Source organism: Amycolatopsis sp. NPDC101161 (assembly GCF_044768185.1).
In the GTDB taxonomy this organism is placed as follows: Bacteria; Actinomycetota; Actinomycetes; order Mycobacteriales; family Pseudonocardiaceae; genus Amycolatopsis.
Map to the genome: position 1 here is coordinate 940,239 of NZ_JBIWPI010000002.1, position 24,765 is coordinate 965,003.

Consider the following 24,765-nt stretch of genomic DNA (forward strand, 5'->3'; position numbering starts at 1 on the left):
CGACCGTTCGTATTGTTTTCTGTCTTTAGGCTGGCGGTCATGGAACTGCTCGACCAGGCCCGCGCCCACGTCGACTCCGGCGCGTTCTTCGCCGAACTCGCCCGGCTGGTCGCCTACCCCACCGTGAGCGACGCCCCCGAGGGCCGCGCGGCGATCCAGGCCTACCTCGACGAAGTCCTGACTCCGGCGCTGACCGGCCTCGACTGCGAAGTCACCCAGCACGCCAACCCGGATCCGGCGGGCGGCCCGTTCCTGGTCGGTGTCCGCACCGAAGGAACAGACCTCCCGACGTTGCTCTGCTACGGCCACGCCGACGTCGTCGGGGAAGCCGGGCCGTGGCGCGAAGGACTCGACCCGTGGACGCTCACCGCGGACGGCGACCACTGGTACGGCCGCGGCACCGCCGACAACAAGGGCCAGCACCTGATCAACCTGACGGCGTTGCGGCTGCTCCTCGAAGCCCGCGGCACCCTCGGCTTCAACCTGAAGTTCCTCTTCGAGACCGGCGAGGAGATCGGCTCACCAGGGCTCACCGAGTTCGCCGAGCAGGAGCAGGACCTGCTGAAGGCGGACGTCCTCATCGCCTCCGACGGCCCGCGTCTCGACGCCGCGACGCCGACGTTGTTCCTCGGCGCGCGCGGCGGAATCCGGATCGACCTGGACGTCGACCTGCGCCCGGGCGGCTCCCACTCCGGGAACTGGGGCGGCATCCTGCGCAACCCGGCCACGACGCTGACCGCGGCGATCGCGAGCCTCGTCGACGGCCACGGCCGCATCCAGGTGCCCGCGCTGCTGCCGCCGGAGCTGCCGGAGTCCGTCCGCGAAGCGCTGGCCGACGTCGTCGTCGACGCGGCGGACGAGGGCTGGGGCGACCCGCGAATGAGCCCCGCCGAGCGGCTCTACGGCTGGAACACCCTGGAGGTGCTGGCGCTCGACGCCGGGAACGCCGACCGCCCGGTCAACGCCATCCCCGGCCGCGCCCGCGCGGTGCTGCAGCTGCGGTACGTCGCGGGCACCGACGTCGGCGACGTCACCGCGACGGTCCGGGAACACCTTGCCGCGCAGGGGTTCCCGATGATCGAGGTGACCACCGAGGCCAGTTTTCGCGCCAGCCGCACGCCGGTCGACGACCCGTGGGTGGCCTGGGCGCGACAGGCCCTCGACGCCGTTGTCGAGAAGCCCGTCGCCCTCCTGCCCAGCTTCGGCGGCGGCCTGCCCAACCACGTCTTCACCGACGTCCTCGGGCTGGCGACGCTGTGGCTGCCGCACTCCTACCCCGGCTGCCGGCAGCACGCGCCGGACGAGCACCTGCTCGTCCCGGTCGCCCGGGAAGGACTGGTGCTCGCCACGGCGTTGTTCGGCGCTATCGGTTCAGCGCCGCCGACTCTTCGTCGGTGAGCAGCCGCGAGCGGATCAGGAAGCGCACGCCTTCGGGCGCCTCCAAGGAAAATCCGCTCCCGCGACCCGGCACGACGTCGATCGTCAGGTGCGTGTGCTTCCAGTACTCGAACTGCGGCCCGGACATCCACACCGGTACGTCGTCGATGCCCTCGACCTCGAGGTCGCCCAAGCGGACGTCCGAGCCGCCGATCTTGAACTCCCCGGCCGGGTAGCACATCGGGGCGCTCCCGTCGCAGCACCCGCCGGACTGGTGGAACATCACCGGCCCGTGGAGCGACACCAACCGCCGCAGCAGGTCCGCGGCGGCCGGTGTCAAGTCCGCGCGCTGCGTCATCAGAAGAACCCGAGCGCCTGGTCGGAGTAGGAGACGAGCATGTTCTTCGTCTGCTGGTAGTGGTCCAGCATCATCTTGTGGTTCTCGCGGCCGATGCCGGACGCCTTGTAGCCGCCGAAGGCCGCGTGCGCCGGGTAGGCGTGGTAGTTGTTCACCCAGACGCGGCCCGCCTGGATGTCGCGTCCGGCGCGGTAGGCGGTGTTGCCGTCGCGGGACCAGACGCCGGCGCCAAGGCCGTACAGCGTGTCGTTGGCGATCTTCATGGCGTCGGCGTAGTCGTCGAACTTCGCCACCGACACGACCGGGCCGAAGATCTCCTCCTGGAAGATCCGCATCTTGTTGTCGCCGGCGAACACCGTCGGCTCGACGTAGTAGCCGCCCGACAGCTCGCCACCGAGGTCGGACCGGACGCCGCCGGTGAGGATCTCGGCGCCTTCCTGCTTGCCGATGTCGATGTAGGACAGGATCTTCTCGAGCTGGTCGTTGGACGCCTGCGCGCCGATCATCGTCTCGGTGTCGAGCGGGTGGCCCTGCTTGATCTTGCGGACGCGCTCGACGCCGTCGCCGAGGAACTTGTCGTAGATGCCGGACTGGATCAGCGCCCGCGACGGGCAGGTGCAGACCTCGCCCTGGTTGAGCGCGAAGAGCGCGAAGCCCTCCTGCGCCTTGTTGTAGAAGTCGTCGTTCCGCGCGGCGACGTCGTCGAAGAAGATGTTCGGGCTCTTGCCGCCGAGCTCGACGGTCACCGGGATGATGTTTTCGCTGGCGTACTGCAGGATCAGCCGACCGGTCGTCGTCTCACCGGTGAAGGCGACCTTCCGGACGCGGTTGCTGGAGGCGAGCGGCTTGCCGGCCTCGACGCCGAAGCCGTTGACGATGTTGACCACGCCCGGCGGGATCAGGTCGCCGATGATCGAGAACAGCAGGTGGATCGACGCCGGCGTCTGCTCGGCCGGCTTGAGCACGATCGCGTTGCCCGCGGCCAGCGCCGGGGCGAGCTTCCAGACCGCCATCAGGATCGGGAAGTTCCACGGGATGATCTGCGCGACCACGCCGAGCGGCTCGTGGAAGTGGTAGGCGACGGTGTTCTCGTCGATCTGCGAGATGCCGCCCTCCTGGGCGCGCAGGGCGCCGGCGAAGTAGCGGAAGTGGTCGATGGCCAGCGGGATGTCGGCGGCCAGGGTCTCGCGGACCGGCTTGCCGTTCTCCCACGCCTCGGCGACCGCGATCGCTTCGAGGTTCTGCTCCATCCGGTCGGCGATCTTCAGCAGGGTGTTCGCGCGTTCCTCGGCCGAGGTCCGGCCCCACGCCGGCGCCGCGCCGTGCGCCGCGTCGAGCGCCTTCTCGACGTCCTCGGCGTTGCCGCGGGCGATCTCGCAGAAGGTCTTCCCGGTGACGGGCGTCGGGTTCTCGAAGTACTGGCCGCTCGCGGGCGGTACGTACTCGCCGCCGATGTAGTGGTCGTAGCGCGTCTCGTAGCTGACGACGCTGCCTTCGGTGTTCGGTGCGGCGTACTGGACCATCTTCCCTGCCTCGTTGCTCGGAGTGACGGTTGGGCTGATGGCGGCGAAGGTAGGCGCGGCAACGTTGCACGCGCGTTGCAGCGCTGTGAGCTGGCTCTCTACCCTGGAGGACGTGGCAGAGGCGCCCGAACCGGAGATGCTGCGGGACCCCGAGTCCTACGCGCGGCTGCTGGAGCACGTCCGCGACGCGGTGCTCCAGGGCGTTCCCGGGCCGCGGCCGCCACGCTCCGTGGTCCACGACTCGTGGAACCGCTCGCTCGCCGCCCGCGTCGACCCGGACGAGGGCGAAGCCCCGTTCGTCTACTCCTCGGACGCCCTTTCGTCGCTGCGCGAAGCCCATCCGCTGGCCCCGGTGCTGCCGGTGCTGCGGCAGATGCTGGTGAGCATCGCCGACGACGCCGAGCACGTGATGATCGTGACCGACGCCGAAGGCCTGATCCTGTGGCGCGAGGGCGCGGCGGCCCAGCTGCTGCGCGGCGACCGCGTCGGGCTCACCGAAGGCACGCGGTGGAGCGAGGCGGCGATCGGCACCAACGCCATGGGCACGGCGCTGGCCACCGGCGAGCCGGTGCAGATCCACTCGGCCGAGCACCTGGTCCGGCGCTACCACACGTGGACGTGCGCGGCGGCGCCCGTGCGCGACCCCGAGACCGGCGTCCTGCTGGGCTCGATCGACGTCAGCGGACCGCTGCGCACGGTGCACCCGGCGATGATCTCGCTGGTCACGGCCACGGCCCAGCTCGCCGAAGGCCAGCTGCGCGCCCAGCTCGCGATCCGCGACGAACGCCTGCGCCGCGTCAACATGCCGCACCTGGAGGCCCTGCGCGGCCGCCCCGGCGCGCTGCTCTCCGCGGGCGGCCGGGTGCTGGCCGCCCAGGCGTGCCTGCTGCCGTCCACAGTGGACATCCGACGCGGCGGCGGGACGGTCGCCCTGCCCGACGGCCGCCTCGCGACGGTGGAGCCGCTCGACGAGGGCTACCTGCTCCGGCTCGCTTCCGGCAGTGGTGGCAGCCAACGGTCGCGGCTGCGGCTGGAGTACCTGTCGGACGGCCCGCACGTGACCACTGTGGACGGTCGTGAGATCCCGTTGACGTTGCGGCACGCGGAGATCCTGACGCTGCTCGCGTTGCACCCGAACGGCCTTTCGGCGGAACGCCTGGCCCTGCAGCTCTACGGCGAGACCGGCAACCCGGTGACGGTCCGCGCGGAGATCCACCGCCTGCGCTCCCAGCTGGGCGCCTCGGTGGTGCAGACGCGCCCGTACCGCCTCGCGGCCGACGTCGACGCGGACTTCGCCACAGCCAAGGCGCGCCTGCGCACCGGGTCGCCGTCCGATGTCCTGGACCTCTTCCGCGGGCCGCTGCTGCCGGAGTCGGAGGCCCCCGCGATCCGCGAGGAGCGCGAGACGCTCACGGCTCAGGTCCGCCAGGTGGCGCTGAACAGCGGCGACCCGGGCGTGCTGTGGTCGTTCTGGGAGACCGCCTGCGGCGTCGACGACTTCGCGGTGCTGGACGCCCTGCTGCGGACGCTGCCGGCGGCCGACCCGCGGCGGGCCGCCGTCTCGGCCCACCGCGCCCGGCTCGCCTGAGCGTCACGGCTCGAGGTCGGTCACGCCCGTGCCGGTCGCCATGTCGAACGGCACGGACGCCTGGTCGTGGACGATCACCCAGCCGTCGCCGGTCTCGCGGAGGACGAAGGTGGCCCGCACCCACATGCCCGCGACCGGCGTCCCGCCGGGCCGCGTCCCGCTGACCCGGCCGAAGCCGTGCCCGACGGCCAGGCCCGCGCTCACCGTGACGTCCAGGTCGCGCAGCTCGTAGTCCACCGTCTCGAAGATGGCGAACACCTTCGCCCAGTTCTTCAGCTTCGCGTCGACCCCGACGTGCTGCAGCGGCGGCTCGACGTCGAAGGACACGACGTCCGGGGCGTAGAGCTCCCGCAGCGCGTCGAGGTCCTTGGCCCGCAGTCCGTCGATGATCTTGCCGATGTGCCGGGCGACTTCCGATTCGCGTGTCATGCCCTTCCGACGAACCCGGACCCCTGATTGTGACGACCGAAGTAGACACCGTCTACAGAAGTTTGATAGACAGTGTCCACAAGGTGAACCACGGGTTACGGAGATCGGAATGAGCTACCACCGTTTCGTCGTCCTCGGCGACAGCTGCGCCGAAGGACTCGACGACCCGTACCCGGACCAGCGCGCCTACCGGGGCTGGGCCGACTTCGTCGCCGCCCGGCTCGCCCAGGACGAGCCCGGCTTCCGCTACGCCAACCTGGCCGTGCGCGGGCGGCGGCTCGACCAGATCGTCCCCGAGCAGGTCCCCGCGGCGACGCGGCTGGCACCCGACCTCGTCGCCCTCTTCGGCGGCGGCAACGACGTCATGAGCCGCGGGTGGGACGCGCGGACCGTCGCCCGGCGGGTCGACGCCGCCGTCCGCGCGTGCACGGAGATCTCGCCCGTGGTCGTCACGTTCACCCTCAGCGACGTCTCGCACCGGATGCCGCTCGGGCGCCGGATGCGGCCGCGGATCGTCGCGCTCAACGAGGCCATCCGCGAAGCCGCCGTCAGCTACGGCGCCCTGCTGATCGACTTGTGGCCCGACCAGGCCGTCACGGACTCGCGGTACTTCGGCACCGACCGGCTGCACCTGTCCGCGCACGGCCACCGCCGGCTCGCCGCGTACGTCCTGGGCCTGCTCGGCGTCAGCCACGACCCCGCGTGGCTCGAACCCCTGCCCGGCGCGGCGGCCCCCGGCAGCTGGCGCGCCGACGTGCACTGGCTGCTGCGCGAGGTCCTGCCGGTCGCGGTGACGCGCACGCGCAACCGGATGATCGGCCGCCAGCCCGGCGACGGCTTCTTCCCGAAGCGCCCGGACCTGCTCCCGATGACCCTGGACGAGGCGTGGGCACCCGGCAACGCCTGATCGACACCGCGTCCGAGCTGCTGGTGGACGGCGGCGTCGAGGCGGTGACGCTGCGCGGGATCGCGAAGGCGGCCGGCGTCTCGCACGGCGCGCCGCTGCGGCACTTCTCCGGCCGCGCCGAGCTGCTGTCCGCCGTGGCGACGCGCGGGTACGCGGAGTTGCTCGCCCGCCGGGACACGCTGCCGGGCAACTCGCCGCGCGAGCGGCTGACCGCCGCGTGCCACAGCTACCTCGACTTCGCGCTGGCCAACCCGGCGATGTTCGAGCTGATGTTCCGCCGCGACCTGGTCGACGCGGACGACCCGGCGCTGTCGGCGGCGGCGAGCGCGGTGTTCGACACGTTCGCGGTACTGGTGGCGGCGGTCCCGACGCCGCTCGCGCGGTCCGGCGCCGATTTGCGGCTCGTCGCGGCGTCGCTGTGGGCGGCGCTGCACGGCCTGGCGCAGCTGTGGCTGTGGGGCGGGCTGGCGGGAGCGAGCTTCGCGCCGTCCCCGGAGTCGGCGCTGGCCGTCACGCTGGACGCGTACCTGGGCTGACCGCCCGCTGCACGGCGATCATGGACGGCAGCGTCGTGAAGCCGACTTCCCGGTTGACGCGGATCATGTGCGCGTTTTCGGCACCGGTGGTGGTGCCGATCCGCGCAAGTGCGGGCCGCTCGGCGAGCAGCCACCGCACCATGTGCGCCTTGACGCTGCGGCCGAGGCCGCGACCCCGGTGCGCGGCCACCACGGCGGTGTCCCGCTGGTACCCCCAGTCCGGGCGGCGCGGGTGCACGCAGACTTCGGTGAAGGCGGCGACGTCCCCGGTGCGCTCGTGGACCGCGGCCACGATCCGCTGCTCGAGGCCCTGCGCCCGAGCCTCGGCTTCGGCGGCCCGCACCCGCGCGGGCGACCACCGCGGCCAGCGGTAGTCCGACTCCCCCAGCGGGGCGTCGTGGATCGCGCCTCGCGCGGCGGCGTAGGAATCGAGCACGGCGTCCGGCGCGCCGCCGGCCCACCACAGCAGCCGGTAGCCCGCCGGAACCGGGACGTCCCAGCGCGACGGGTCGGCCTTGGCGGTCACCAGCGCCTGCCGCACGACCGTGCGCACCCGCCGGAAACCCATGGCCGCGGCCCACCGCTCGCCCGCGGTGCCGGCGACGACCTCCCAGCCCTCGATGACCCGTCGGCCCCGCTCTCGGAGGGCGGGCAGCACGGCCCGCAGCATCGCGCCGCCGATCCCCGCGCGCCGGGCGGCCGGGTGCACGACGATGTGCGTCACCCCGATCGCGCTGTTCTCGGCGTCGAGGAAGTTCACTTGGGCCAGCGCGACGAGGTCGTCGCCGCGAAACCCGACCCAGCGTTCGGCCGTCCCCATACCGGGCAAGGGCCGCGCCCACCGCCCCACCAGTTCCGCCAACGGCAGTGGGGGCTCGCCGGGCAGATCGACGTGGTGGCTCGCCACCAGCAGGTCGTGGCAGGCGGCCATGTCGGCCGCCGCCGGGTCGAATCGCGCGATCTCCAGATCCACCGCTCCCCCTCCGGTCGTCCGTCCAGTGTTCCAGGACACGCCGACCCCCGGTGCGCGCGTCCGAACACCTGATCGAATACCCTGCCCTCCATGACCGAGTCAGACCCGCAGCTCGAGCGCATCCGCAAGCTGCTGGCCAAGGCCGAGGACCCGGCGGTCACCGAGGCTGAAGCCGAGGCCTACAACAAGAAGGCCGCCGAGCTGGTCGCGCGGTACGGGATCGACCAGGCGATGCTCGCCGCGTCCGGGGCCAGCTCCGATGACATCGGCACGCTGAAGATCCCGATGAACGACCCCTACAGCCGCGACAAGGCGAGCCTGCTGACCTCGGTCGCCTACCCGCTGCGCTGCCGGACGCTGCTGCACCGCTACGGCCAGAAGGTCGACAGCGTCACCGTTTTCGGCTACCGCTCCGACCTCGGCCGGGTCGAGCTGCTCTTCACCAGCCTGCTGCTGCAGGCGAGCACGCAGCTGACGCGCGTCCGGCCGGACGGCTTCTTCCCCGGCGAGTCGCTCGCCGCCTACCGGCGCACCTGGCTGCACGGCTTCGCCCGCGCCGTCCACGAGCGGCTGTCGCAGGCCGAGCAGGAAGCCGTCCGCACCGCGGCGCCCGGCGCGAAGTCGGCCGAGCTGGTCGTCCGCGACCGCGCGCAGATGGTGCAGCACGCGTTCGACGCCGAGTACGGCGACCTGCGCTCGGCCGCGCCCCGGCGGCTGTCGGGCAGCGGCTACCTCGACGGCCACGACGCCGGCACGCGTGCCAACCTCGACCCGTCCGCGCTCACGCGGCGGCTCAAAGCCCTGCGCTGAGCGTCGCCCGGATGCCGGTGTCCGCCGGGTGATCTTTTCGCTTCACTGGGCGCATGCGCGTTGTCGATCTTGCCTCCCGCCCTGATCTGCTCGACGCGGCTTTGGCCCTCGGCGACGTCGGCGGCCAGTTCATCTACCAGGGCGCCAGCGGCCGGATGATCACCGGCGAGCGGTTCCTGCGCCACTGGGCGCGCTACTTCCTGATCGCCCTCGACGACGAAGGCGTCCCGATGGCGCGCGCGTTGTCGGTCCCGCTGGCGTTCCCGGCGGAAGACCGCACCGAACTGCCCGACCACGGCTGGGACCAGGCGATCGAGTGGGCCGCCCAGGACGTGATGGACGGCCGCGAGCCCACCGCGTTGTGCGCGCTGGAAGTCGTCATCGCGCCACACCTGCGTGGCCGCGGGCTGGCCGCGCCGATGCTGAAAGCGCTGAAGGCGCGCGCCGCGGAAACGGGGCTGCGCAAGCTGATCGTGTCGGTCCGCCCGATCGGCAAGGAGGCCGAGCCGGCCGTCCCGATGCCGGAGTACGCGGCCCGCCGCCGCGAAGACGGCCTGCTCGCCGACCGCTGGCTGCGCACCCACGAGCGTCTCGGCGCGCGGGTGGTGAAGGTGTGCCCGTTCGCGGTGACGCTCGCCGGCTCCCTCGCCGACTGGCGCGCCTGGACGGGAGTGAAGCTCGAAGACGGCGAGAACTTCATCCCCGGCGGCATCGCCCCGGTCTACGCGTCGACCGCCTACGACACGGCGACGTACGTCGAGCCGAACGTCTGGATGGACCACCCGATGTAGCAATGCTTAACGGTGGGTCCAGAACTCTTCACTTGTCCTGATAGGACCGCTGGGGCACCGTGGATCACGTGATGCGAACAGCCGTGCTGGCTCTGTTGTGGGGTTCGGGTTTCCTCTGGATCAAGCTCGCCCTGACCGGGTTGAGCCCCATCCACCTCACGCTGATCCGTTGCGCGCTCGGCGCGTTGACGCTGCTGGTCATGGCCTTCGCGGCCGGGCAACGGCTCCCGCGCGACCGCCGGACGTGGGGACGGCTCATCGTCGCCGCGTTCTTCTGCAACGCGCTGCCCTTCGCGCTCTTCGGCATCGGGGAACGCACGGTGGACTCGGGCGTCGCGGGCGTCATGAACGCGACGACGCCGTTGTGGTCGCTGCTGATCGGCGTCCTGCTCGGCACGGACCGCCGCCTCGGCCCGGCGCGACTGGCCGGGCTGGCCCTCGGGTTCGCCGGCGTGCTGGTGATCTTCGCGCCCTGGGAGCACTCGGGGCTGCTGAGCCCGGGCGCGCTGGCGCTGCTCGGCGCCGGCCTCAGCTACGCGATCGCGTTCGCTTACATGGCCCGGAAACTGCCACCCGGCGGAGCGCCGCTCGCGGTCTCGGCCGCCCAGCTGATGACGGCGACCGCGTTGACGGCCCTGGCGCTGCCGGTGGCCACGACGGCCCCGCACCTGAACCTGACCGCGGTGCTGGCGGTGACGGTTCTCGGCGTGTTCGGGACGGGGATCACTTTCTACCTCAACTACCGGGTCCTCACGGACGAAGGCCCGACGGCGGCGGCGACGGTCGGCTACCTGCTCCCGGTGGTCTCGATCGCCCTCGGCGCGCTCTTCCTCGGCGAACCGCTGTCCCCGCGCGTGCTCGGCGGCATGGTGGTCGTGCTGGTCGCCGTCGGCTTGACCCGCCGGCGGCCGGCTCAGGCGAAGCTGCCGGCCAGCTCGCCGGGCGCCCTCGCGACCCCGAAGTAGTCACCCGTCCCCAGCTCCGCGCCGGCCGTTCGCCACCAGTCCGCCTGGTCTTCCGTGTGGATCCCGTCCACGACCAGCGTGGCGCCGACCTGGCGGACCAGCGGGACGAGCGCGCTCAGGAACGTCGAATCCGACCACGCCTGCCACTCCGCGAGCCTGCGGTCGACGCGGACGATGCCGACCGGCAGCTCCTCGACCGCGCGCAGGTCGTCCGGGCCGAGCCCGAACTCGTCGAGCATGACGCACACGCCGAGGGCGGCCAGCGCGGTGACGTTGTCGAGGACGCCAGACACCTTCAACGCGCCGACCGGAACACCGAGCATCAGCTGCTCCGGCGGCAGGCCGGTGTCCGACAGCAATCGCGTCACGCGCGTGCCGAGCGCGTCGTCCGAGACCTGGTGGCCGGTCAGCCCGGCGACCACCGGCAGCCGCGAACCCGCGCGCTGGCGCCACCATTCGCCTTGCCGGCCCGCCGCGCGCAGCAGCCAGTCGCCGAGCGGCAGCACGAGCCCGGTCGACTCGGCGAGCTCCGCGCAGCGTTCGTGCCGCAGGGCCGCGGCGCCCGGCCGATCCCAGTGCAGACGGGCCTCGTACCCGGCGACCTCGCCGTCGGCCAGCCGCGCGAGGGGCCGGTAGCGCACCGCGATCTCGCCGTTCTCCCAGGCGCCGGCCATGCCCACCGCCAGCGCCTGCGTCCGGCGGTCTTCCGCGTCGGCGTCGCGGTCGAACATCTTCCACTGGCCGCGCCGCCGCACCTTGGCGCGCCGCAGCGTCTGGTCGGCCGCGCGCAGCAGTTCCGCCGGGTCGATGCTCTCGGCGGGCCGGTGGACCACGCCCGCGCTGGCCGACAACGCGAGGCCGTGCCCTTCGACGAAGAACGGCTCGGCCAGCTCGTCGTTGATCGCGCGGACGATGGCGGCGATGTCCGGCGTCGTCGCGGAGTTCTCGACCAGGATGCCGAACTCGTCGGCGTAGAACCTTGCGATCATCGCCTTTTCCCGGGCCATCACGGACTTCAGCCGCTGGGCGAAGTGCACCAGCAGCTGCTCGCCGACGCGGCGGCCGAGGCTGTTGCAGACCATGCCGAACGCGTCGAGGTCGACGTGGAACAGCGTGACCCCGTACTCCGGGTCCGCCCGCCGCAGCGCCGCTTCGAGGTGGGTGCCGAAGTACTGGCGGTTCGGCAGCCCGGTCAGCACGTCGTGCAGGGCCTGCCGGCTCAGTTCGCCCTGCAGCAGCATCAGCTCGGTGCCGTCCTCGACCACGACGACGAAGTGGCCGGGCTGGTCTTCGGCGTCGCGCAGCAGTGACGCGGTGAGCGAGATGCGGGCGACGTCGCCGTCCTTGCGCAGCAGCCGCTGGGACTGCCGGATCCGTTCCTTGCCACCGCTGACGAGCGACGTCATCGCCTCGCGGAGGACCTCGACGGTCTCCGGGTGCACGTGGTCGGCCAGCCGCGACCCGGTCAGCTCGCCCGCCGGGTGCCCGAGCATCTCGGCCAGCGCGGCGTTCGCGCGCACGATCCGGCCGTCGAGGGCGACCAGCGCGATGCCGCTCGCCGACGACGTCACGACTTCTTCGAAGCGGGCTTCGCTCTGCTTCAGGTTCCACTGCGCGTCTCGCACCGCCTTGAGCAGCGACAGGTGCATGATCTCCTGCTGGTCCAGCACGCTTCGCTCGTGAGCGAGCAGGAACCCGCAGGAAAGCGCGCCCAGCGCCACCACGATCCGCTCGGTGAAGCGCTCCGCCGGCCGCAGTTCCGGCAGCGCCGGCAGGCCCTTCCCGAGGACGTCGAGCGTGCACCGCAGCCCCGGCTCGCCGACGTAGCCGAGCCCGACCAGCCGCGCGCCGATCCGCTCGGCGGGCGCGGTGTCCGCGGACGAGCCGCGCAGGGATTCGACCAGCGTGTCGAGCATTCCGCGTAGTTCTTCGTCGAGGAGCTCGCGGCTCAGCGACACGACGGTCACGCCGCTGAGCAGGTACGCCCATTTCCGGGCGAGCACGGTCCGCGCACGTTCCGGATCCGGCCCCGCCGGCGTTTCCGGTCGTTCTTCGATCATCGGCATCTGGGGCGCCCGCTCAGCTCTTTCGGCCGATTCCGGCGTAGACCAGCATGTTCATCTCGGCCGCCGCGGAGATGTCCGCCGGCCCGGACGGCCGCCATTCCCCGCAGCCGACCAGTCCCGGTTCGACGATTTCGAAACCGGTGAACAGTTCGGCCACCTGGCTGTGCGTCCGCAGCGTCACCTGATCGGGGCTGCGGCTTTCTTTGATCACTTCCGTCGCTTCCCCGAGGTTTTCGCCCTGGTGGTCGCCGGTGACGTGGGTGATCGCGAGGAAACTGCCCGGCACGAGCGCCGAACCGTACCGGCCCACGAGGTCGAGCGGCCCGGATTCGTCCGGGATCCAGTGCAACATCAACAGCATCAGCAGCCCGACCGGTTTTTCGAGATCGATGAGCTCGCGCACCTGCGGTGATTCGAAGATCTTCTCCGGATCCCGCATGTCGGCCTGCACGATCGCCGCGCGGTCGTTTCCCGCGAGCATGAGTTCGCTGTGCGCGACCGCCACCGGATCGCGGTCGACGTACACCACGCGGCAGTCCGGGTCCTGCGCCTGCGCGACTTCGTGGACGTTCGCCACCGTCGGGATCCCCGAACCGATGTCGAGGAACTGGCGGATCCCGTTGGCCGTCATGAACCGCACCGCGCGCCCCAGAAACGCGCGGTTCACGCGCGCCGCGTCGCGCAGCCCGGGCATCGCGCGTTCGATCTGCTCGCCCACCCCGCGATCGACGGCGAAGTTGTGGCCGCCACCGAGCATGAAGTCGTAAGTGCGCGCCATGCTGGGCACGGAGATATCGACACCCGGTGGTACCCATTCCGGTGATCGTGTCACGAAAAACACCTTCTCAGCCGCGTCGGACGGGAAAGAGCTTAGCGATTCCCGAACGGCGGGTGACTGCGCCATCCGCGTGAGGGCACACCACCCGATCGGGCACTGTCCCGTTCGCCCGGACGCGCCTACCGTAGGCCGTCTCCTTGGGAAATCCACACAATGGCGTAACGAGGAGTCCGCATGACCGTCCCGGATGCCCCGGGCCGGTGGCCTTTTCTCGGGCACACTCCGGCACTGCTGCGGCAACGCTTCGCATTCACCGATTCCCTGCACGAACACGGAGAAATCGTCAAACTCCACCTCGGCCCGATGCCCGCCTACTTCGTCACCAGCCCGCGGCTCGCCCACGAAGTGCTGGTCACGGCGGGACCGAAGTTCCGCAAGGGCGTCATGTTCGACAAGTTCAAGCCGTTCGTCGGAAACGGCTTGGTGCTTTCGAACGGGGACTTCCACCGCCGGCAGCGGCGGCTGATGCAGCCGGCGTTCCACCGCGACCGCCTGGCCGCGTACGCGGAGACGATGCGGCGCGCGGCGACCGAATTGAGCGATTCGTGGCGGCCCGGCGAAGTGCGGCAGCTCGACGAAGACCTGCAGGGACTCGCCGTGACGATCGTCGGCGAGGCCTTGTTCCACACGGAAATCGGGAAACAGGCGGTCGACGAAGCCCGGAGGTCCATTTACCTCATCATCCAGCAGGGGATGATTCGCGCGTTGTCGCCGAAGTTCGTCGAGAACCTCCCGGTGCCCGGCAACCGCCGGTTCGACGAAGCGATCGAGCGGATGCGCGGAATCGTCGTGGACGTGATCCGCGACTGGCGCACCGAAAACGTGGACCACGGCGACTTGCTGTCGATGCTCCTGCTGGCCGGGATGACCGACGAGCAGGCCCGCGACGAGGTGCTCACGCTGCTCACCGCCGGCATCGAGACGACCGCGCTCGCGCTGTCCTGGACGTTCCACGAGCTCGGCCGGCACGCGGACGTGGAAGCCCGGGTGCACGCCGAGGTCGACGAGGTGCTGGGCGGGCGCCCGGTCACCGTCGACGACCTGCCGCGGCTGACCTACGTCCGGCAGGTGGTCGACGAGGTCCTGCGCTGCTACCCGCTGTGGATGCTGATGCGCCGGACGCTCGAAGAGGTCGACCTCGGCGGCACGCGGATCCCGGCGGGCGCCGAGGTGATCGTCAGCCCGCACGCCCTGCACCACGACCCCGCGTCGTTCCCCGACCCGGACCGGTTCGATCCCGGCCGCTGGGAGCCGGACCGAGCGGCGCAGTTGCCCAAGGGCGCGTTCATCCCGTTCGGCGCCGGCGGGCGGCAGTGCATCGGAAACCGCTTCGCCCAGAACGAAATCGTCATCACGGTGGCCACGGTGGCCGCGCGCTGGCGGCTGGTCCCGCTCCCGGACCGGGCGGTGCGCGTGAAGTTCACCTCCGCCGCCTACCCGGACAGCCTGCCGATGACGGCTGTCCCCCGTCACCAGTAGGAGGACTTTCCCCGTGCTACGCAGAATTTGTGCTGTCTTCGTGCTGTTCGCGGCCACGCTTTTCGTGCCCGCCCCGGCTTTCGCGACGACGTGCGAGGACCTGTACGTCCCGGTCACGGTGGCTCTCCTGCCGCAGACGATGCACGGCCGCCTGTGCGCCCCGCCCGGGGCGACGACGGTGGCGGTCCTCATCCCCGGCGGCACGTACAACGCGTCCTATTGGGACATCGGCTACACCCCGGAAACCCATTCGTTCCGGTTGGCGGTGAACGGGTCCGGAATCGCGACGCTGGCGCTCGACCGCCTCGGCACCGGGCAGAGCTCGAAGCCGTTGAGCACGCTGCTGAGCGCGTCCGTCCAGGCGACGGCGGCGCACCAGGTGGTCCAGGCGGTGCGGCCCCGGTTCGCGAAGGTGGTCATCGGCGGTCACTCGATCGGGTCGGCGATGGCGATGATCGAGGCGGGCCGCTACCGCGACGTCGACGGCGTGCTCGTCACCGGGATGACGCACCGGATGAACCTGGTCTCGGTGATCCCGACGCTGGCCGGCATGCGCCCGGCGCCGCTGGACCCGGCCACGCCCGGCCGCGACGCGGGCTACCTGACGACCGACCCGGGCACCCGCTACACGGCCTTCCACACCCCGGGCCCGTACGACGACGCGGCGATCGCCTACGACGAGTCCACAAAGGACGTTTTCGCCGCGACGGAGGCGGTGGACAGCCTGACGTTGACGACGGTGGTCACCCCGGCATCGCAGCAGATCACCGCTCCGGTCCTGCTGGTGGTCGGCGACGACCCGAACTTCTGCGGGCTCTTGGGCAGCGACTGCTCGTCCCCCGCGGCCTTGCAGGCGTCCGAGGCGCCGTTCTTCGGCACTTCGCGGCTGCAGGCGTACATCCTGAACGGCTACGGCCACGCGATCAACTACGCCCCGAACGCGCCGCGGTACTTCGGCGTCGTGGGAAATTGGCTTAAAACCCTGCCGTAACGGTAGATCGGACGGGCACGACCCTCATTCGGCGATGAGGGGAGCCCGTCATGCCGGACTACGCCGACCAGCACGAGCTGTTGGACGAATGCGTCCGCGGCAAGCACCGCGACGAGTCGTTGACGGCTCTCCGGTACTACTTCGACGACTGCACGGGCCGCTGGTTCGAGCGCTACGCCGGCGGCGGCGACGAACCGTCGGTCGCCAACACGGTGACCGAAGCCGACGTCCTGGCGCTCAACTTCCTGAGCATCACCAGCCTGGCGAACGTGGCCATCGACGCGACGATGACGCACGCGCTCAAGATCCGCGAGCTGCTGGAGCAGATCCCCCCGGACGTCCCGATGCACGAGGCCTCGTGGTCGGCGTACGAACCGGGCGCACCGGCCTTCCGGCTGTGGGAGCTGTTCCGCCAGTGCGGCGGCAACCACCGCCCGGTGACGGCGTCCAAGCTCCTGGCCCGCAAGCGCCCCCACCTGACCCCGGTGTACGACAGCCAGGTCCGGACGGTCCTGAAGGCCCCGGCCAGCCCGTGGCACTGCCTGTGGACCTGGTTCGACCAGGACCGCACGAGAGCGCCGGCGCTGGAGGAGCTGCGGAAGGAGGCGGGCGGCATCGACGACATCAGCCTGCTGAGGTGCCTCGACGTCGTGTTGTGGATGCGCGCCCGCCGCGGGGTCACCAGGTGACGGGCAGCTCGTGCACCCCGTAGATGTTCATGTCGGTCCGCAGCTTCACCTCATCCGCCGCGACGGCGAGCCGCAGCGTCGGGAACCGCCGCAGCAACCCCTCGAACCCCGCCCGCATCTCGATCCTCGCCAGCTGCTGCCCCAGGCACTGGTGAACGCCGTGCCCGAAGGACAGCAACCCCCGCGCGTTGCGCCGGAAGTCCAAGACGTCCGGGTTCTCGAACCGCTCCGGGTCCCGGTTGGCGGCCAGCAACGACACGACGACCGTCGACCCCGCAGGGATCGTTTCGCCCCCGAGCGAAAGGTCCTCCGTCGCGTAGCGGAAGAAGATGTCGGCCACGGACAGGTACCGCAGCAGCTCCTCCACGGCCCCCGGCAGCAACTCCGGCTCGGAGCGGAGCGAAGCCAGCTCGGCCGGGTGCTCCAGCAGCGCGAACGTCCCCAGGGACAGCATGTTCGCCGTCGTCTCGTGGCCGGCGATCAGCAGCAGGAACGCCGCCCCGGTCAGCTCCTCGATCGTCAGGTCCTCGTGCCGGGCCAGGTCCGAGAGGATGTCTTCGGTCGGCGAAGAACGCTTGCGCGTGACCAATTCGGACAGGTACGTGTTCAGCGCGATGTACGCGCCCATCTTCTGCTCGAGCGTCTGGTCGCGGACCATGAACTGCGCCGAGTTCGCCTGAAAACTCCCGCGGTCCTCGTACGGGACGCCGAGCAGTTCGCAGATCACCAGCGACGGCACGGGCAGCGCGAACTCGGCGACCAGGTCGACCGGCGGCGTCAGCGCCTCCAGGTGGTCCAGCTGCTGCTCCACGACGTCGGCGATGCGCTCTTCGAGCTGCTTCATCCGCTTGACGGTGAACGCGCCGGTCAGGCGTTTGCGCAGCCGGCCGTGGTCCGGCGGGTCCATCGCGATGAACATGCCCGGCAGCTGCGGGGACGGCTCGGTCGCGACGGGCATGCCGGGCGTCTCGTACGGCACATGGACGACGTCGAGGTCCAGCCGCGAGCTGAACCGCGTGTCGGCCATCATCTGGCGCACCGCTTCGTAGCCCGTGACGAGCCAGCCCTCGTGGCCGTCCGGGAAAACCATCGGGCTGACCGGTCGCACGGAACGCAGCCGGGTGATCTCGCGGGGCGGGTCGAAGGGGCCCGCGTCGCGCTCCATCGGCAGTCCCTGCGGGATGTCGCTCATCGGAGGTCCTTTCGTGGTGGTTGTGCCGACCACCCTCGCCGCCCGGCCTGACACGGCGCTGACACGGACCGGCCACCGCCACGCCCGTGGCATGATCGGCCGGGTGCACATCGGGATACTGGGGTCCTTCGAAGTCCGCGCGGACGACGGCGTCGTGGCCGACGTACCGGGCGCCCGCCTGCGCGGACTGCTGATCGCCCTCGCGCTGGAGCCGGGGCGGGTCGTCCCGAAGGCGACGCTCGTCGACTGGATCTGGGGCGAGCAGCCGCCGGCCGACGCCGCGAACGCGTTGCAGCGCTTGGTTTCCCGGCTGCGGAAGGTGCTTCCCGAAGGCGCGGTCGAGGGTCGTCCGGCCGGCTACCGGCTGGTGGTGGACCCCGACGCCGTCGACGCCGTGCGGTTCGAACGCCTCGTCGCCCAGGCCGGCGATGACGTCCGGCAGCTGCGTGAGGCACTGGCGTTGTGGCGGGGCGCGGCCATGCAGGACGTCGGCCTGACCGAGAGCGCCGCGTTCGACGCCGCGGTCACGCGGCTCGAAGGCCTCCGGCTGGCCGCCCTCGAAGACCGGTTCGACGCGGAAACCGACTTCGGCCAGGGCGTCGTCACCGAGCTGACCGACCTGGTGGCCGCGCACCCGGCCCGGGAGCGGCTCGTCGGCGCGCTGATGCGCGGCCTGGTCGCGACCGGCCGGGACACCGAGGCCCTGCGCGTCTACGAGCGCACGCGCGAGACGCTGGCCGACGAACTGGGCGTCGACCCGTCGCCGGAGCTGGCCGCCCTGCACGTCGCGCTGCTGCGCGGCGAGCTGACCCGGCGCGAAGAGCCGCGCAAGACGAACCTGCGTGCCGAGCTGACCAGTTACGTCGGCAAGGACGACGACGTGACCGCCGTCCGCGGGCTCGTCACCGAACACCGGCTCACCACGCTGGTCGGACCGGGCGGCTCGGGCAAGACCCGGCTGGCCACCGAGACGGCCCGCACGCTGCTCGGCGACGTCCCGGACGGCGTCTGGCTGGTGGAGCTCGCGCCGACCGAGGGCGACGTGGCCCAGGCGACGCTCGCCGCGCTCAAGCTGCGCGACGCCCTGCTCGGCGACGCGCCGGAGGCCGAACCCACCGACCGCGTCATCGCCGCGCTGCAGGACCGCGACCTGGTGCTGGTCCTGGACAACTGCGAGCACGTCATCGAGTCCGCGGCGGCCTTCGCCCACCGGGTGCTCGGTGAGTGCCGCCGGCTGCGCATCCTCGCGACGAGCCGCGAACCCCTCGGCATCACCGGTGAGGCGCTGTGGCCGGTCGCCCCGCTCGTGGTGCCGGCCGAGGACGCCGACCCCGCGAAGATCGAGGAAGCCCCCGCCGTCCAGCTGCTGCGGGACCGGGCCGGCGCGGTGCGCAAGGACTTCGTGGCCGACGCCCCGACGCTCGCCCGCGTCTGCCGCGCGCTGGACGGGATGCCCCTGGCCATCGAGCTCGCCGCGGCCAGGCTGCGCACGATGTCGCTCGACCAGCTCGCCAACCGGCTCGACGACCGGTTCCGCCTGCTGACCGGCGGCAGCCGCACGGCGCTGCCGCGGCACCGGACGCTGCGCGCGGTCATCGACTGGAGCTGGGAACTGCTCGCCGACGATGAACGCGCGGTCCTGAGCCGGCTCTCGGTGTTCGCCGGCGGAGCGAGCCTGGAGGCGGCCGAGCGGGTCTGCGGGAACGACGCCGTCGAGGAGATCCTGACCACGCTGGCCGAGAAGTCGCTGGTGGTCACCGCGGGCGACCAGGCGCCGCGCTACCGGATGCTCGGCACGATCAAGGAGTACGCCGGGCAGCGGCTCGCCGAAGCGGGGGAAACGGATTCGGCGCGTCAGGCGCACCTCGCGTACTTCACCGAGCTCGCCGAAACCGCGGAGCCGCACCTGCGCCGGGCCGAACAGCTGGAGTGGCTCGCCACCCTCGACGCCGAGCACGACAACATCGCCGCGGCGATGCGCGGTGCGCTGGCGGCGGGCGACGCGGCCGGGGCGATGCGGCTCGCGGCGGCCGCGGGCTGGTACTGGTGGCTCGCCGGGCACAAGTCCGAGGGCAACGAACTGCTGATGGCGGCCACCGCGGTGCCGGGCGAAGTGGCCGACGAAACCCGCGCGACGGTCTACGCGTTCGTCACCGGGTTCCTGACCGCCGGCCGGGAGAGCGACCAGAACCAGGCCGTCGAGTGGATCCACCAGGTGCACGAGATCGGCTCGCGGCTGCCCCACCGCCACCCGGCGGTGTCGCTCGTCGCCGCGCTGGAGCGCATCCTGCGGGAGCCGGACGCGTTCACGTCCGCGTGGGAACCGCTGGTCACCGACGAAGACCCCTGGGTCCGCGCCCTGGCCCGGTTGCAGCTCGGCAAGATGCGGATCCAGCTCGGCCGGGAAGGGCAGGACGCGGACGCGTACTTCGAGACGGCCCTCACCGAGTTCCGCGCGATCGGCGAGCGGTGGGGCACGTCGTTCGCCCAGACCGAGCTGGCCGACCTGATCGCCATGCGCGGCGACTTCGCCGGGGCGTGCGAGCACTACGAAGCCGCGATCGCGATCGTCACCGAGGTCGGCGCCGTCGAGGACGCCGTGCGGATGCGCGCGCGGCAGGCCCAGCTGTACTGGCTGGCCGGGGACGAAGAGTCGAGCGCGACCGCCATCGCGGACGCGCAGCGGTACGCGGAACGGGTCGCCTGGCGAGACGCGCTGACCGAGCTGGCCCTGTCGAAGGCGGAGCTCGCCCGCTGGAGCGGCGACTTCGCGCAGGCCCGCCGCCAGCTCGACGTCGCGACGGCGATGCTGGGCGCGGCGGCCGAACGGGCCCAGGTCCGCGCGGTGGTCCAGGACCTGCTCGCCTATCTGACCGATGATCCCGCCGAAGCCGTCGAGCACCGGGCCGCGGCGTTGGCGGCGGCGGCCGAGGTGGGCCACCCGCCGCTGACCGCGCAGGTCCTCGTCGGCATCGCGGATCTGGCGCTGCGGCGCGAGGAGTACGAGCAGGCCGCGCGGCTGCTGGCGGCGAGCGCCGGCGTGCGCGGCCTGCCGGACCGGTCCCGGCCGGACGTGGCCCGGATCGAGCAGGCCGCGCGGAGCCGCCTCGGTGACGAGGGGTTCACCGAGGCGGCTGCGGAGGGGGCGCGGGCGGACTGGCGGGAGCTCGCCGAGGTCACGCTCGCTTCTTGAACGTCGACCGCGCCCAGAAGTAGCCGGCGAGGGCGATGCCGAGGCACCAGGCGACGGCGGTGATCGCGTAACCGGTGGACGGCGTGCCGTTGAGCAGGCCGCGCACGGTTTCGATGATCGGCGTGAAGGGCTGGTACTCCGCGAACTGCCGCAGGCCCGGCCCCATCTTGTCCGCCGGGGCGATCGCGCTGCTGAAGAACGGCAGCATGACCAGCGGCACGGAAGCCAGCCCCGCCGTCTCCGGCGACTTGGCGAACAGTCCCAACGCGACGGTCAGCCAGCCGGCCGCGAAAGCCAGCAGCACGACCATGCCGAGCACGCCGAGCCAGTCGAGGAAGCTCGCGTTAGGACGGAAGCCCAGCGCGAAGGCGACTCCGACGAGGGCGGCGATGGCGACCAGGTTCGTCAGGACGCTCGCGACGACGTGCCCGGTCAGCACCGCGCCCCGCGAGACGTCCATGACCTTGAAGCGGTTGATGATGCCCTTGGTCATGTCGGAGTTCACCGACGTCGCGGTCGCGCCGAGGCCGTAGCAGACGGCCAGCAGCATGAGGCCGGGCGTCGCGTAGTCGACGTAGTTCACGCCGACGTCGAACGCGTCTCCGAGCATGTAGACGAACATCAGCATGATCACGATCGGCATCAGGACCGCGTTGAACACCGAGGTCGGGTTCCGGGCGATGTGCTTGAAGTTGCGGCGCAGCATGACAGTCTGGGCGCTCATTTGGCCGGGACCTCCGTGGTGTGGCCCGTCAGGGCGAGGAAAACGTCGTCGAGATCAGGGGTGTGGACGGAGAACTCTTCGGCGCCGATGGCGTACTCGTCGAGCCGGTCGAGCAGGTTGCGCAGCGACTTCGTGCCGCCGTCGCCGGGCACTCGCAGGGTCAGCGCGTCGTCGTCGCGGGTGGAGCCGCTGATGACCCGGGAGGCCGCGTCGAGTTCGGATACGGACGTGAACCGGAGCCGGACGTGCGTACCGGGGATCTGCCGCTTGAGCTCGTCGGGCGTGCCCTGGGCGACGAGCCGCCCCCGGTCGAGCACGGCGATCTTGTCGGCGAGCTGGTCGGCTTCGTCGAGGTACTGGGTGGTGAGGAAGATGGTGACGCCGTCGGCGACCAGGTCCTTGACGATGGACCACATGGTGCGCCGGCTGCGCGGGTCGAGGCCGGTGGTGGGCTCGTCGAGGAAGATGATCCGCGGGTCCCCGACGAGCGTCATGGCGAGGTCCAGCTTCCGCCGCATCCCCCCGGAGTAGGTGGACGCGGGCTTCCGCGCGGACTCGGTGAGTTCGAAGCGCTCGAGGAGGTCCTCGACCACCCGCTTCCCGTTCTTGACGGGGCTCAGATCGACCATGAGCTGCAGGTTTTCCTGCCCGGTGAGCAGCTCATCGACGGCGGCGAACTGCCCGGTGACCCCGATGGCCTTCCGCACGGCCTTGGCATCGGAGTCGATGTCATACCCGGCGACCCGCACGCTCCCGCCGTCGGCCTGGGTCAGGGTGGTGAGGATGTTGACGGTGGTGGTCTTGCCGGCCCCGTTGGGCCCGAGAAGGGAGAAAACGCTGCCGGCGGGAACATCGAGATCGATCCCGTCGAGAACGACTTTGTCTTGGTAGGCCTTCCGAAGCCCGGAGGCGCTGATCGCCGAAGTGGTCATGGGAGGAACTTTGAAGGGCGGCCCTGACACCGACCTGACCCCGAACTGACACGGCTCCTGTCACGGTCTCGCACGGCTCAAAAGTGACCTTGCGCTGGCAAGATTCCCGCTCATGAAGAAGCTCGGGGCGATTCTCGCGCTGTCGCTGGCCGCGGTCGTGGCTTGCGATCCCGGGAGCCTGCCGCCCGGTGAACCGACGGGCGCGCTCGGTTTCACCGTGCGACCGGGCGCGATCGAGTACCCGGCATCGGACGGCTCGGTCTCGGCCTACGAGGGCCTGATGACGCTGGTGCCGGTCGACGGCTGCGTGCTCGGCTTCGGCAGCTACCGGACGGGCAACAGCGGTAGCGTCCCGGCGACCTGGCTGGGCGGGGACGGCTGCACCCGGCTGGTGCTCGGCCCCTTACCGGGCCGCGGGCTGGAGCAGGCCGCGACCGCCTTCGCGGCCACCGCCGCCGTGCCGGGAGCGGACGGGGCGGTGATCGGGCTCGACCAGTGGTTCTACCGGCGGGACCGCTCCGGCGAGGTCGTCCGGCTGTTCCGGCCAGAGCTCGACCGGAAGGTGGTGGCTTTGGCCCGCGCGGGCCGGAACCTGGTCGGCGTAGGTACCCGTCCGGGTCCCGGCGGGGCAAAACCGGTCGCGTGGGTGTCCGGCGACGAGGGCCGCACCGCGCGCGAGATCGAGTTGCCGAGCGACGGCCCGGGCTACTGGTCGCCCAACGCGATCGCGGCGGAGGGTGCTCAGGTCCTCGTGGCCGGCTCCCTCGGCGCGAGCCCACTGGTCTGGGCCTCCGGTGACGCAGGCGAGACTTGGACGGTGTCGAAGGTCCAGAGCGACCTCCAGATCGGCACGGTGCTGAGGGTAGGCGGCAACTGGCTGCTGGCCGGCGGAAACGCGGCGGGCGCGGTGGTGATGACGGGCGCACCGGGCAACTGGAGGCTCACCGACCCGGCAGCGCTGGGCGACGGCAGGGTAATCGGCGGGACCGTCGACAAAGCGGGCAAGCCGGTACTGATCGGGGAGCGCATCGAGCGGGATTCGAGCGCGTCGAGCCGACCCTGCTCGGTGGTTTGGGCACTCGGCGCCGGCGGTTGGCAGCGAGGCGAACTGGGCTGTCCAAGGGATACGGTCAGCGCGGCGGCGAGCTTGCCGGACGGCCGGGTGCTCCTGGCGAGCAGCCGTGACCTCTGGATCCGGCCTTGAAAACGCTGCCACGGACACGAAAAAGGCCCGCACTCTGCTGAGTGCGAGCCTTCAAAACGTGGACCTCCGGGGAACCCACTACAACACGAACGTGCAGGTCAGGACGCTTGAAGCTCTTGTCTGGCGTCTTCCGATCACGGCTACGCCCGCTACACCTTCACCCAAACGGCGTAAGCCGCAACGCGCTAGGCAGCTGAGCGACCTGCAGGTCGACGAGCTCACCGCTGCCTACCAGGCTGGCGGCACCGTGTACGACCTCGCCGAGCGATTCAAGATCAATCGGAAGACCGTGAGCGGCATCTTGCACCGCGCCGGCGTGCAGATCCGAGGACGGCTGACCACGGAGCAAGTCGACGAAGCGGCACGGCTCTACGCAGCAGGGTGGTCACTGGCCCGGGTCGCAGCCAAGCTCGACACGACGGCGAACACCGTCCGTATCCGGCTGCTTGAGCGTGGCGTGACGATGCGAGACGCGCAGGGACGGGAGCGGTAGCGTGCGCTCACTCCCACGCCTCATCGGCAAGCGGCGCCTCGTTTAGCCGATCCCTGCGTGCACGCCAGTCTGGCATCGCCTTGTCCATAAGCCTCGAGAAGCGCTGACCATGGCTGCGTTCGATCAGATGGTTCATCTCGTGCACCACGATGTACTCGAGGCACTCTGGATGCTTCTTTGCGAGTTCAAGGTTGAACCAGAGGTGGCCAGTCTCGCGGTTGCAAGAACCCCACTTAGTCTTCATCCGCCTGATGCTCCACCGGGGGACGGAAACATCGAGTACCGGCTCCCACTTGGCCACGAGGTCCGGAATTACACGCCTTGCCTGCTCGCGGTACCAGTCGTCAAGGAGGAGGCGACGTTGATCAGAAGGAGTACTTGCCGGGACATAGAGCAGCAAGCGGCCACCTCCGACTTCAAAGTGTGCCCGCCCTGGCCGTTCGATAACCCGCAGACGGTACCGGACACCCCACACGTAATGCGACTCACCACTGACCATCTCGCGCTCGGACTGGCGCCGAGCGTTTTCGAACTGCTCACGTTGGCGTTTGATCCACGGCAGCCTCTGTATGACCGCGAGGCGTACTTGATCGTCATCAAAACGCTCCGGTGCCGCAACCCGGACACGCCCCATCGGTGGATAGACGCCGATGTGCAGGTTTTTGATGTCCTTGTACACGACGTCGACATCAATCCCACGAATAGTG

At 70.9% G+C, this 24,765-nt stretch carries 23 protein-coding genes; 13 read left to right on the plus strand and 10 right to left on the minus strand.

Annotated features, from left to right (window positions below; all coding sequences use genetic code 11):
• The first annotated feature begins 39 nt into the window (after positions 1-39).
• Entirely contained in the window at positions 40-1,398 is a 1,359-nt protein-coding gene (locus tag ACIRSS_RS15600) for a M20 family metallopeptidase (protein WP_400895120.1), read from the plus strand.
• On the opposite strand, the gene ACIRSS_RS15605 is transcribed toward ACIRSS_RS15600, so the two are convergent.
• Both ACIRSS_RS15605 and ACIRSS_RS15610 read right to left on the minus strand, forming a co-directional pair.
• Positions 1,364-1,735: a DUF779 domain-containing protein gene (locus ACIRSS_RS15605; RefSeq protein ID WP_400895122.1), complete on the minus strand. Its 372-nt coding sequence runs from the start codon at positions 1,733-1,735 to the stop codon at positions 1,364-1,366. The two genes, ACIRSS_RS15600 and ACIRSS_RS15605, sit on opposite strands and share 35 nt — an antisense overlap.
• On the minus strand, positions 1,735-3,258 hold the full coding sequence (locus ACIRSS_RS15610; protein ID WP_400895125.1) for an aldehyde dehydrogenase family protein: 1,524 nt from the start codon (positions 3,256-3,258) through the stop codon (positions 1,735-1,737). Before ACIRSS_RS15610 ends, ACIRSS_RS15605 begins: the two co-directional genes overlap by 1 nt.
• A gap of 112 nt (positions 3,259-3,370) precedes the next feature.
• On the opposite strand from ACIRSS_RS15610, the gene ACIRSS_RS15615 reads away from it, so the two are divergent.
• Positions 3,371-4,846 carry a GAF domain-containing protein gene (locus ACIRSS_RS15615; protein WP_400895127.1) on the plus strand — a complete coding sequence of 492 codons (1,476 nt, stop codon included), beginning with the start codon at positions 3,371-3,373 and terminating at the stop codon, positions 4,844-4,846.
• A 3-nt stretch (positions 4,847-4,849) separates the two neighbouring features.
• Here ACIRSS_RS15615 and ACIRSS_RS15620 read toward each other — a convergent pair whose 3' ends face one another.
• Complete coding sequence (locus ACIRSS_RS15620; RefSeq protein ID WP_400895130.1) at positions 4,850-5,275, minus strand: YybH family protein; 426 nt, start codon at positions 5,273-5,275, stop codon at positions 4,850-4,852.
• 109 nt (positions 5,276-5,384) lie between these two features.
• Here ACIRSS_RS15620 and ACIRSS_RS15625 point away from each other — a divergent pair, with 109 nt between their 5' ends.
• Both ACIRSS_RS15625 and ACIRSS_RS15630 read left to right on the plus strand, forming a co-directional pair.
• Positions 5,385-6,182 (plus strand): SGNH/GDSL hydrolase family protein, encoded by a 798-nt coding sequence (locus ACIRSS_RS15625; protein ID WP_400895133.1) that lies wholly within the window; start codon positions 5,385-5,387, stop codon positions 6,180-6,182.
• Entirely contained in the window at positions 6,161-6,718 is a 558-nt protein-coding gene (locus ACIRSS_RS15630; RefSeq protein WP_400895135.1) for a TetR/AcrR family transcriptional regulator, read from the plus strand. The genes ACIRSS_RS15625 and ACIRSS_RS15630 overlap by 22 nt, the downstream gene beginning before the upstream one ends.
• Here the strand turns inward: ACIRSS_RS15630 and ACIRSS_RS15635 are convergent.
• Positions 6,693-7,691: a GNAT family N-acetyltransferase gene (locus tag ACIRSS_RS15635; protein ID WP_400895137.1), complete on the minus strand. Its 999-nt coding sequence runs from the start codon at positions 7,689-7,691 to the stop codon at positions 6,693-6,695. The two genes, ACIRSS_RS15630 and ACIRSS_RS15635, sit on opposite strands and share 26 nt — an antisense overlap.
• Positions 7,692-7,781: 90 nt before the next feature.
• Between ACIRSS_RS15635 and ACIRSS_RS15640 the strand changes: the two genes are divergently transcribed.
• From ACIRSS_RS15640 to ACIRSS_RS15650, 3 genes are all read left to right on the plus strand, one after another.
• Positions 7,782-8,501: a DUF2786 domain-containing protein gene (locus tag ACIRSS_RS15640; RefSeq protein ID WP_400895139.1), complete on the plus strand. Its 720-nt coding sequence runs from the start codon at positions 7,782-7,784 to the stop codon at positions 8,499-8,501.
• 53 nt (positions 8,502-8,554) lie between these two features.
• Complete coding sequence (locus ACIRSS_RS15645; RefSeq protein WP_400895141.1) at positions 8,555-9,292, plus strand: Long-chain-fatty-acid--CoA ligase; 738 nt, start codon at positions 8,555-8,557, stop codon at positions 9,290-9,292.
• Positions 9,293-9,363: 71 nt separating this feature from the next.
• Complete coding sequence (locus ACIRSS_RS15650; protein ID WP_400897482.1) at positions 9,364-10,257, plus strand: DMT family transporter; 894 nt, start codon at positions 9,364-9,366, stop codon at positions 10,255-10,257.
• Here ACIRSS_RS15650 and ACIRSS_RS15655 read toward each other — a convergent pair.
• Both ACIRSS_RS15655 and ACIRSS_RS15660 read right to left on the minus strand, forming a co-directional pair.
• The gene (locus tag ACIRSS_RS15655; protein ID WP_400895144.1) at positions 10,206-12,260 is read right to left on the minus strand and encodes a putative bifunctional diguanylate cyclase/phosphodiesterase; all 2,055 of its coding nucleotides are present in this window, start codon (positions 12,258-12,260) and stop codon (positions 10,206-10,208) included. The genes ACIRSS_RS15650 and ACIRSS_RS15655 overlap by 52 nt on opposite strands.
• Before the next feature lie 76 nt (positions 12,261-12,336).
• A complete protein-coding gene (locus tag ACIRSS_RS15660) occupies positions 12,337-13,155 on the minus strand; it encodes an SAM-dependent methyltransferase (RefSeq protein WP_400897484.1) in 819 nt (272 codons plus the stop codon).
• A 180-nt stretch (positions 13,156-13,335) separates the two neighbouring features.
• On the opposite strand from ACIRSS_RS15660, the gene ACIRSS_RS15665 reads away from it, so the two are divergent.
• The 3 genes from ACIRSS_RS15665 (at position 13,336) to ACIRSS_RS15675 (ending at position 16,320) form a co-directional block, all read left to right on the plus strand.
• Positions 13,336-14,640: a cytochrome P450 gene (locus ACIRSS_RS15665; protein ID WP_400895147.1), complete on the plus strand. Its 1,305-nt coding sequence runs from the start codon at positions 13,336-13,338 to the stop codon at positions 14,638-14,640.
• 118 nt (positions 14,641-14,758) lie between these two features.
• Positions 14,759-15,631 (plus strand): alpha/beta hydrolase, encoded by an 873-nt coding sequence (locus tag ACIRSS_RS15670; protein ID WP_400897486.1) that lies wholly within the window; start codon positions 14,759-14,761, stop codon positions 15,629-15,631.
• A 50-nt stretch (positions 15,632-15,681) separates the two neighbouring features.
• Positions 15,682-16,320 (plus strand): DUF6308 family protein, encoded by a 639-nt coding sequence (locus ACIRSS_RS15675; protein ID WP_400895150.1) that lies wholly within the window; start codon positions 15,682-15,684, stop codon positions 16,318-16,320.
• Here ACIRSS_RS15675 and ACIRSS_RS15680 read toward each other — a convergent pair.
• On the minus strand, positions 16,310-17,512 hold the full coding sequence (locus ACIRSS_RS15680) for a cytochrome P450 (RefSeq protein WP_400895153.1): 1,203 nt from the start codon (positions 17,510-17,512) through the stop codon (positions 16,310-16,312). The genes ACIRSS_RS15675 and ACIRSS_RS15680 overlap by 11 nt on opposite strands.
• Before the next feature lie 103 nt (positions 17,513-17,615).
• Here ACIRSS_RS15680 and ACIRSS_RS15685 point away from each other — a divergent pair, with 103 nt between their 5' ends.
• Positions 17,616-20,705, plus strand: a complete 3,090-nt coding sequence (locus tag ACIRSS_RS15685; protein WP_400895156.1) for a BTAD domain-containing putative transcriptional regulator — start codon at positions 17,616-17,618, stop codon at positions 20,703-20,705.
• On the opposite strand, the gene ACIRSS_RS15690 is transcribed toward ACIRSS_RS15685, so the two are convergent.
• Positions 20,689-21,429 carry an ABC transporter permease gene (locus tag ACIRSS_RS15690; RefSeq protein ID WP_400895159.1) on the minus strand — a complete coding sequence of 247 codons (741 nt, stop codon included), beginning with the start codon at positions 21,427-21,429 and terminating at the stop codon, positions 20,689-20,691. The two genes, ACIRSS_RS15685 and ACIRSS_RS15690, sit on opposite strands and share 17 nt — an antisense overlap.
• Entirely contained in the window at positions 21,426-22,361 is a 936-nt protein-coding gene (locus ACIRSS_RS15695) for an ATP-binding cassette domain-containing protein (protein ID WP_400895162.1), read from the minus strand. The genes ACIRSS_RS15690 and ACIRSS_RS15695 overlap by 4 nt, the downstream gene beginning before the upstream one ends.
• 112 nt (positions 22,362-22,473) lie before the next feature.
• On the opposite strand from ACIRSS_RS15695, the gene ACIRSS_RS15700 reads away from it, so the two are divergent.
• Both ACIRSS_RS15700 and ACIRSS_RS15705 read left to right on the plus strand, forming a co-directional pair.
• Complete coding sequence (locus ACIRSS_RS15700) at positions 22,474-23,565, plus strand: hypothetical protein (protein ID WP_400895165.1); 1,092 nt, start codon at positions 22,474-22,476, stop codon at positions 23,563-23,565.
• Positions 23,543-24,058: a helix-turn-helix domain containing protein gene (locus ACIRSS_RS15705; RefSeq protein ID WP_400895168.1), complete on the plus strand. Its 516-nt coding sequence runs from the start codon at positions 23,543-23,545 to the stop codon at positions 24,056-24,058. Before ACIRSS_RS15700 ends, ACIRSS_RS15705 begins: the two co-directional genes overlap by 23 nt.
• A 7-nt stretch (positions 24,059-24,065) precedes the next feature.
• Here ACIRSS_RS15705 and ACIRSS_RS15710 read toward each other — a convergent pair whose 3' ends face one another.
• A complete protein-coding gene (locus ACIRSS_RS15710; protein WP_400895171.1) occupies positions 24,066-24,737 on the minus strand; it encodes a M48 family metallopeptidase in 672 nt (223 codons plus the stop codon).
• Positions 24,738-24,765 lie beyond the last annotated feature (28 nt).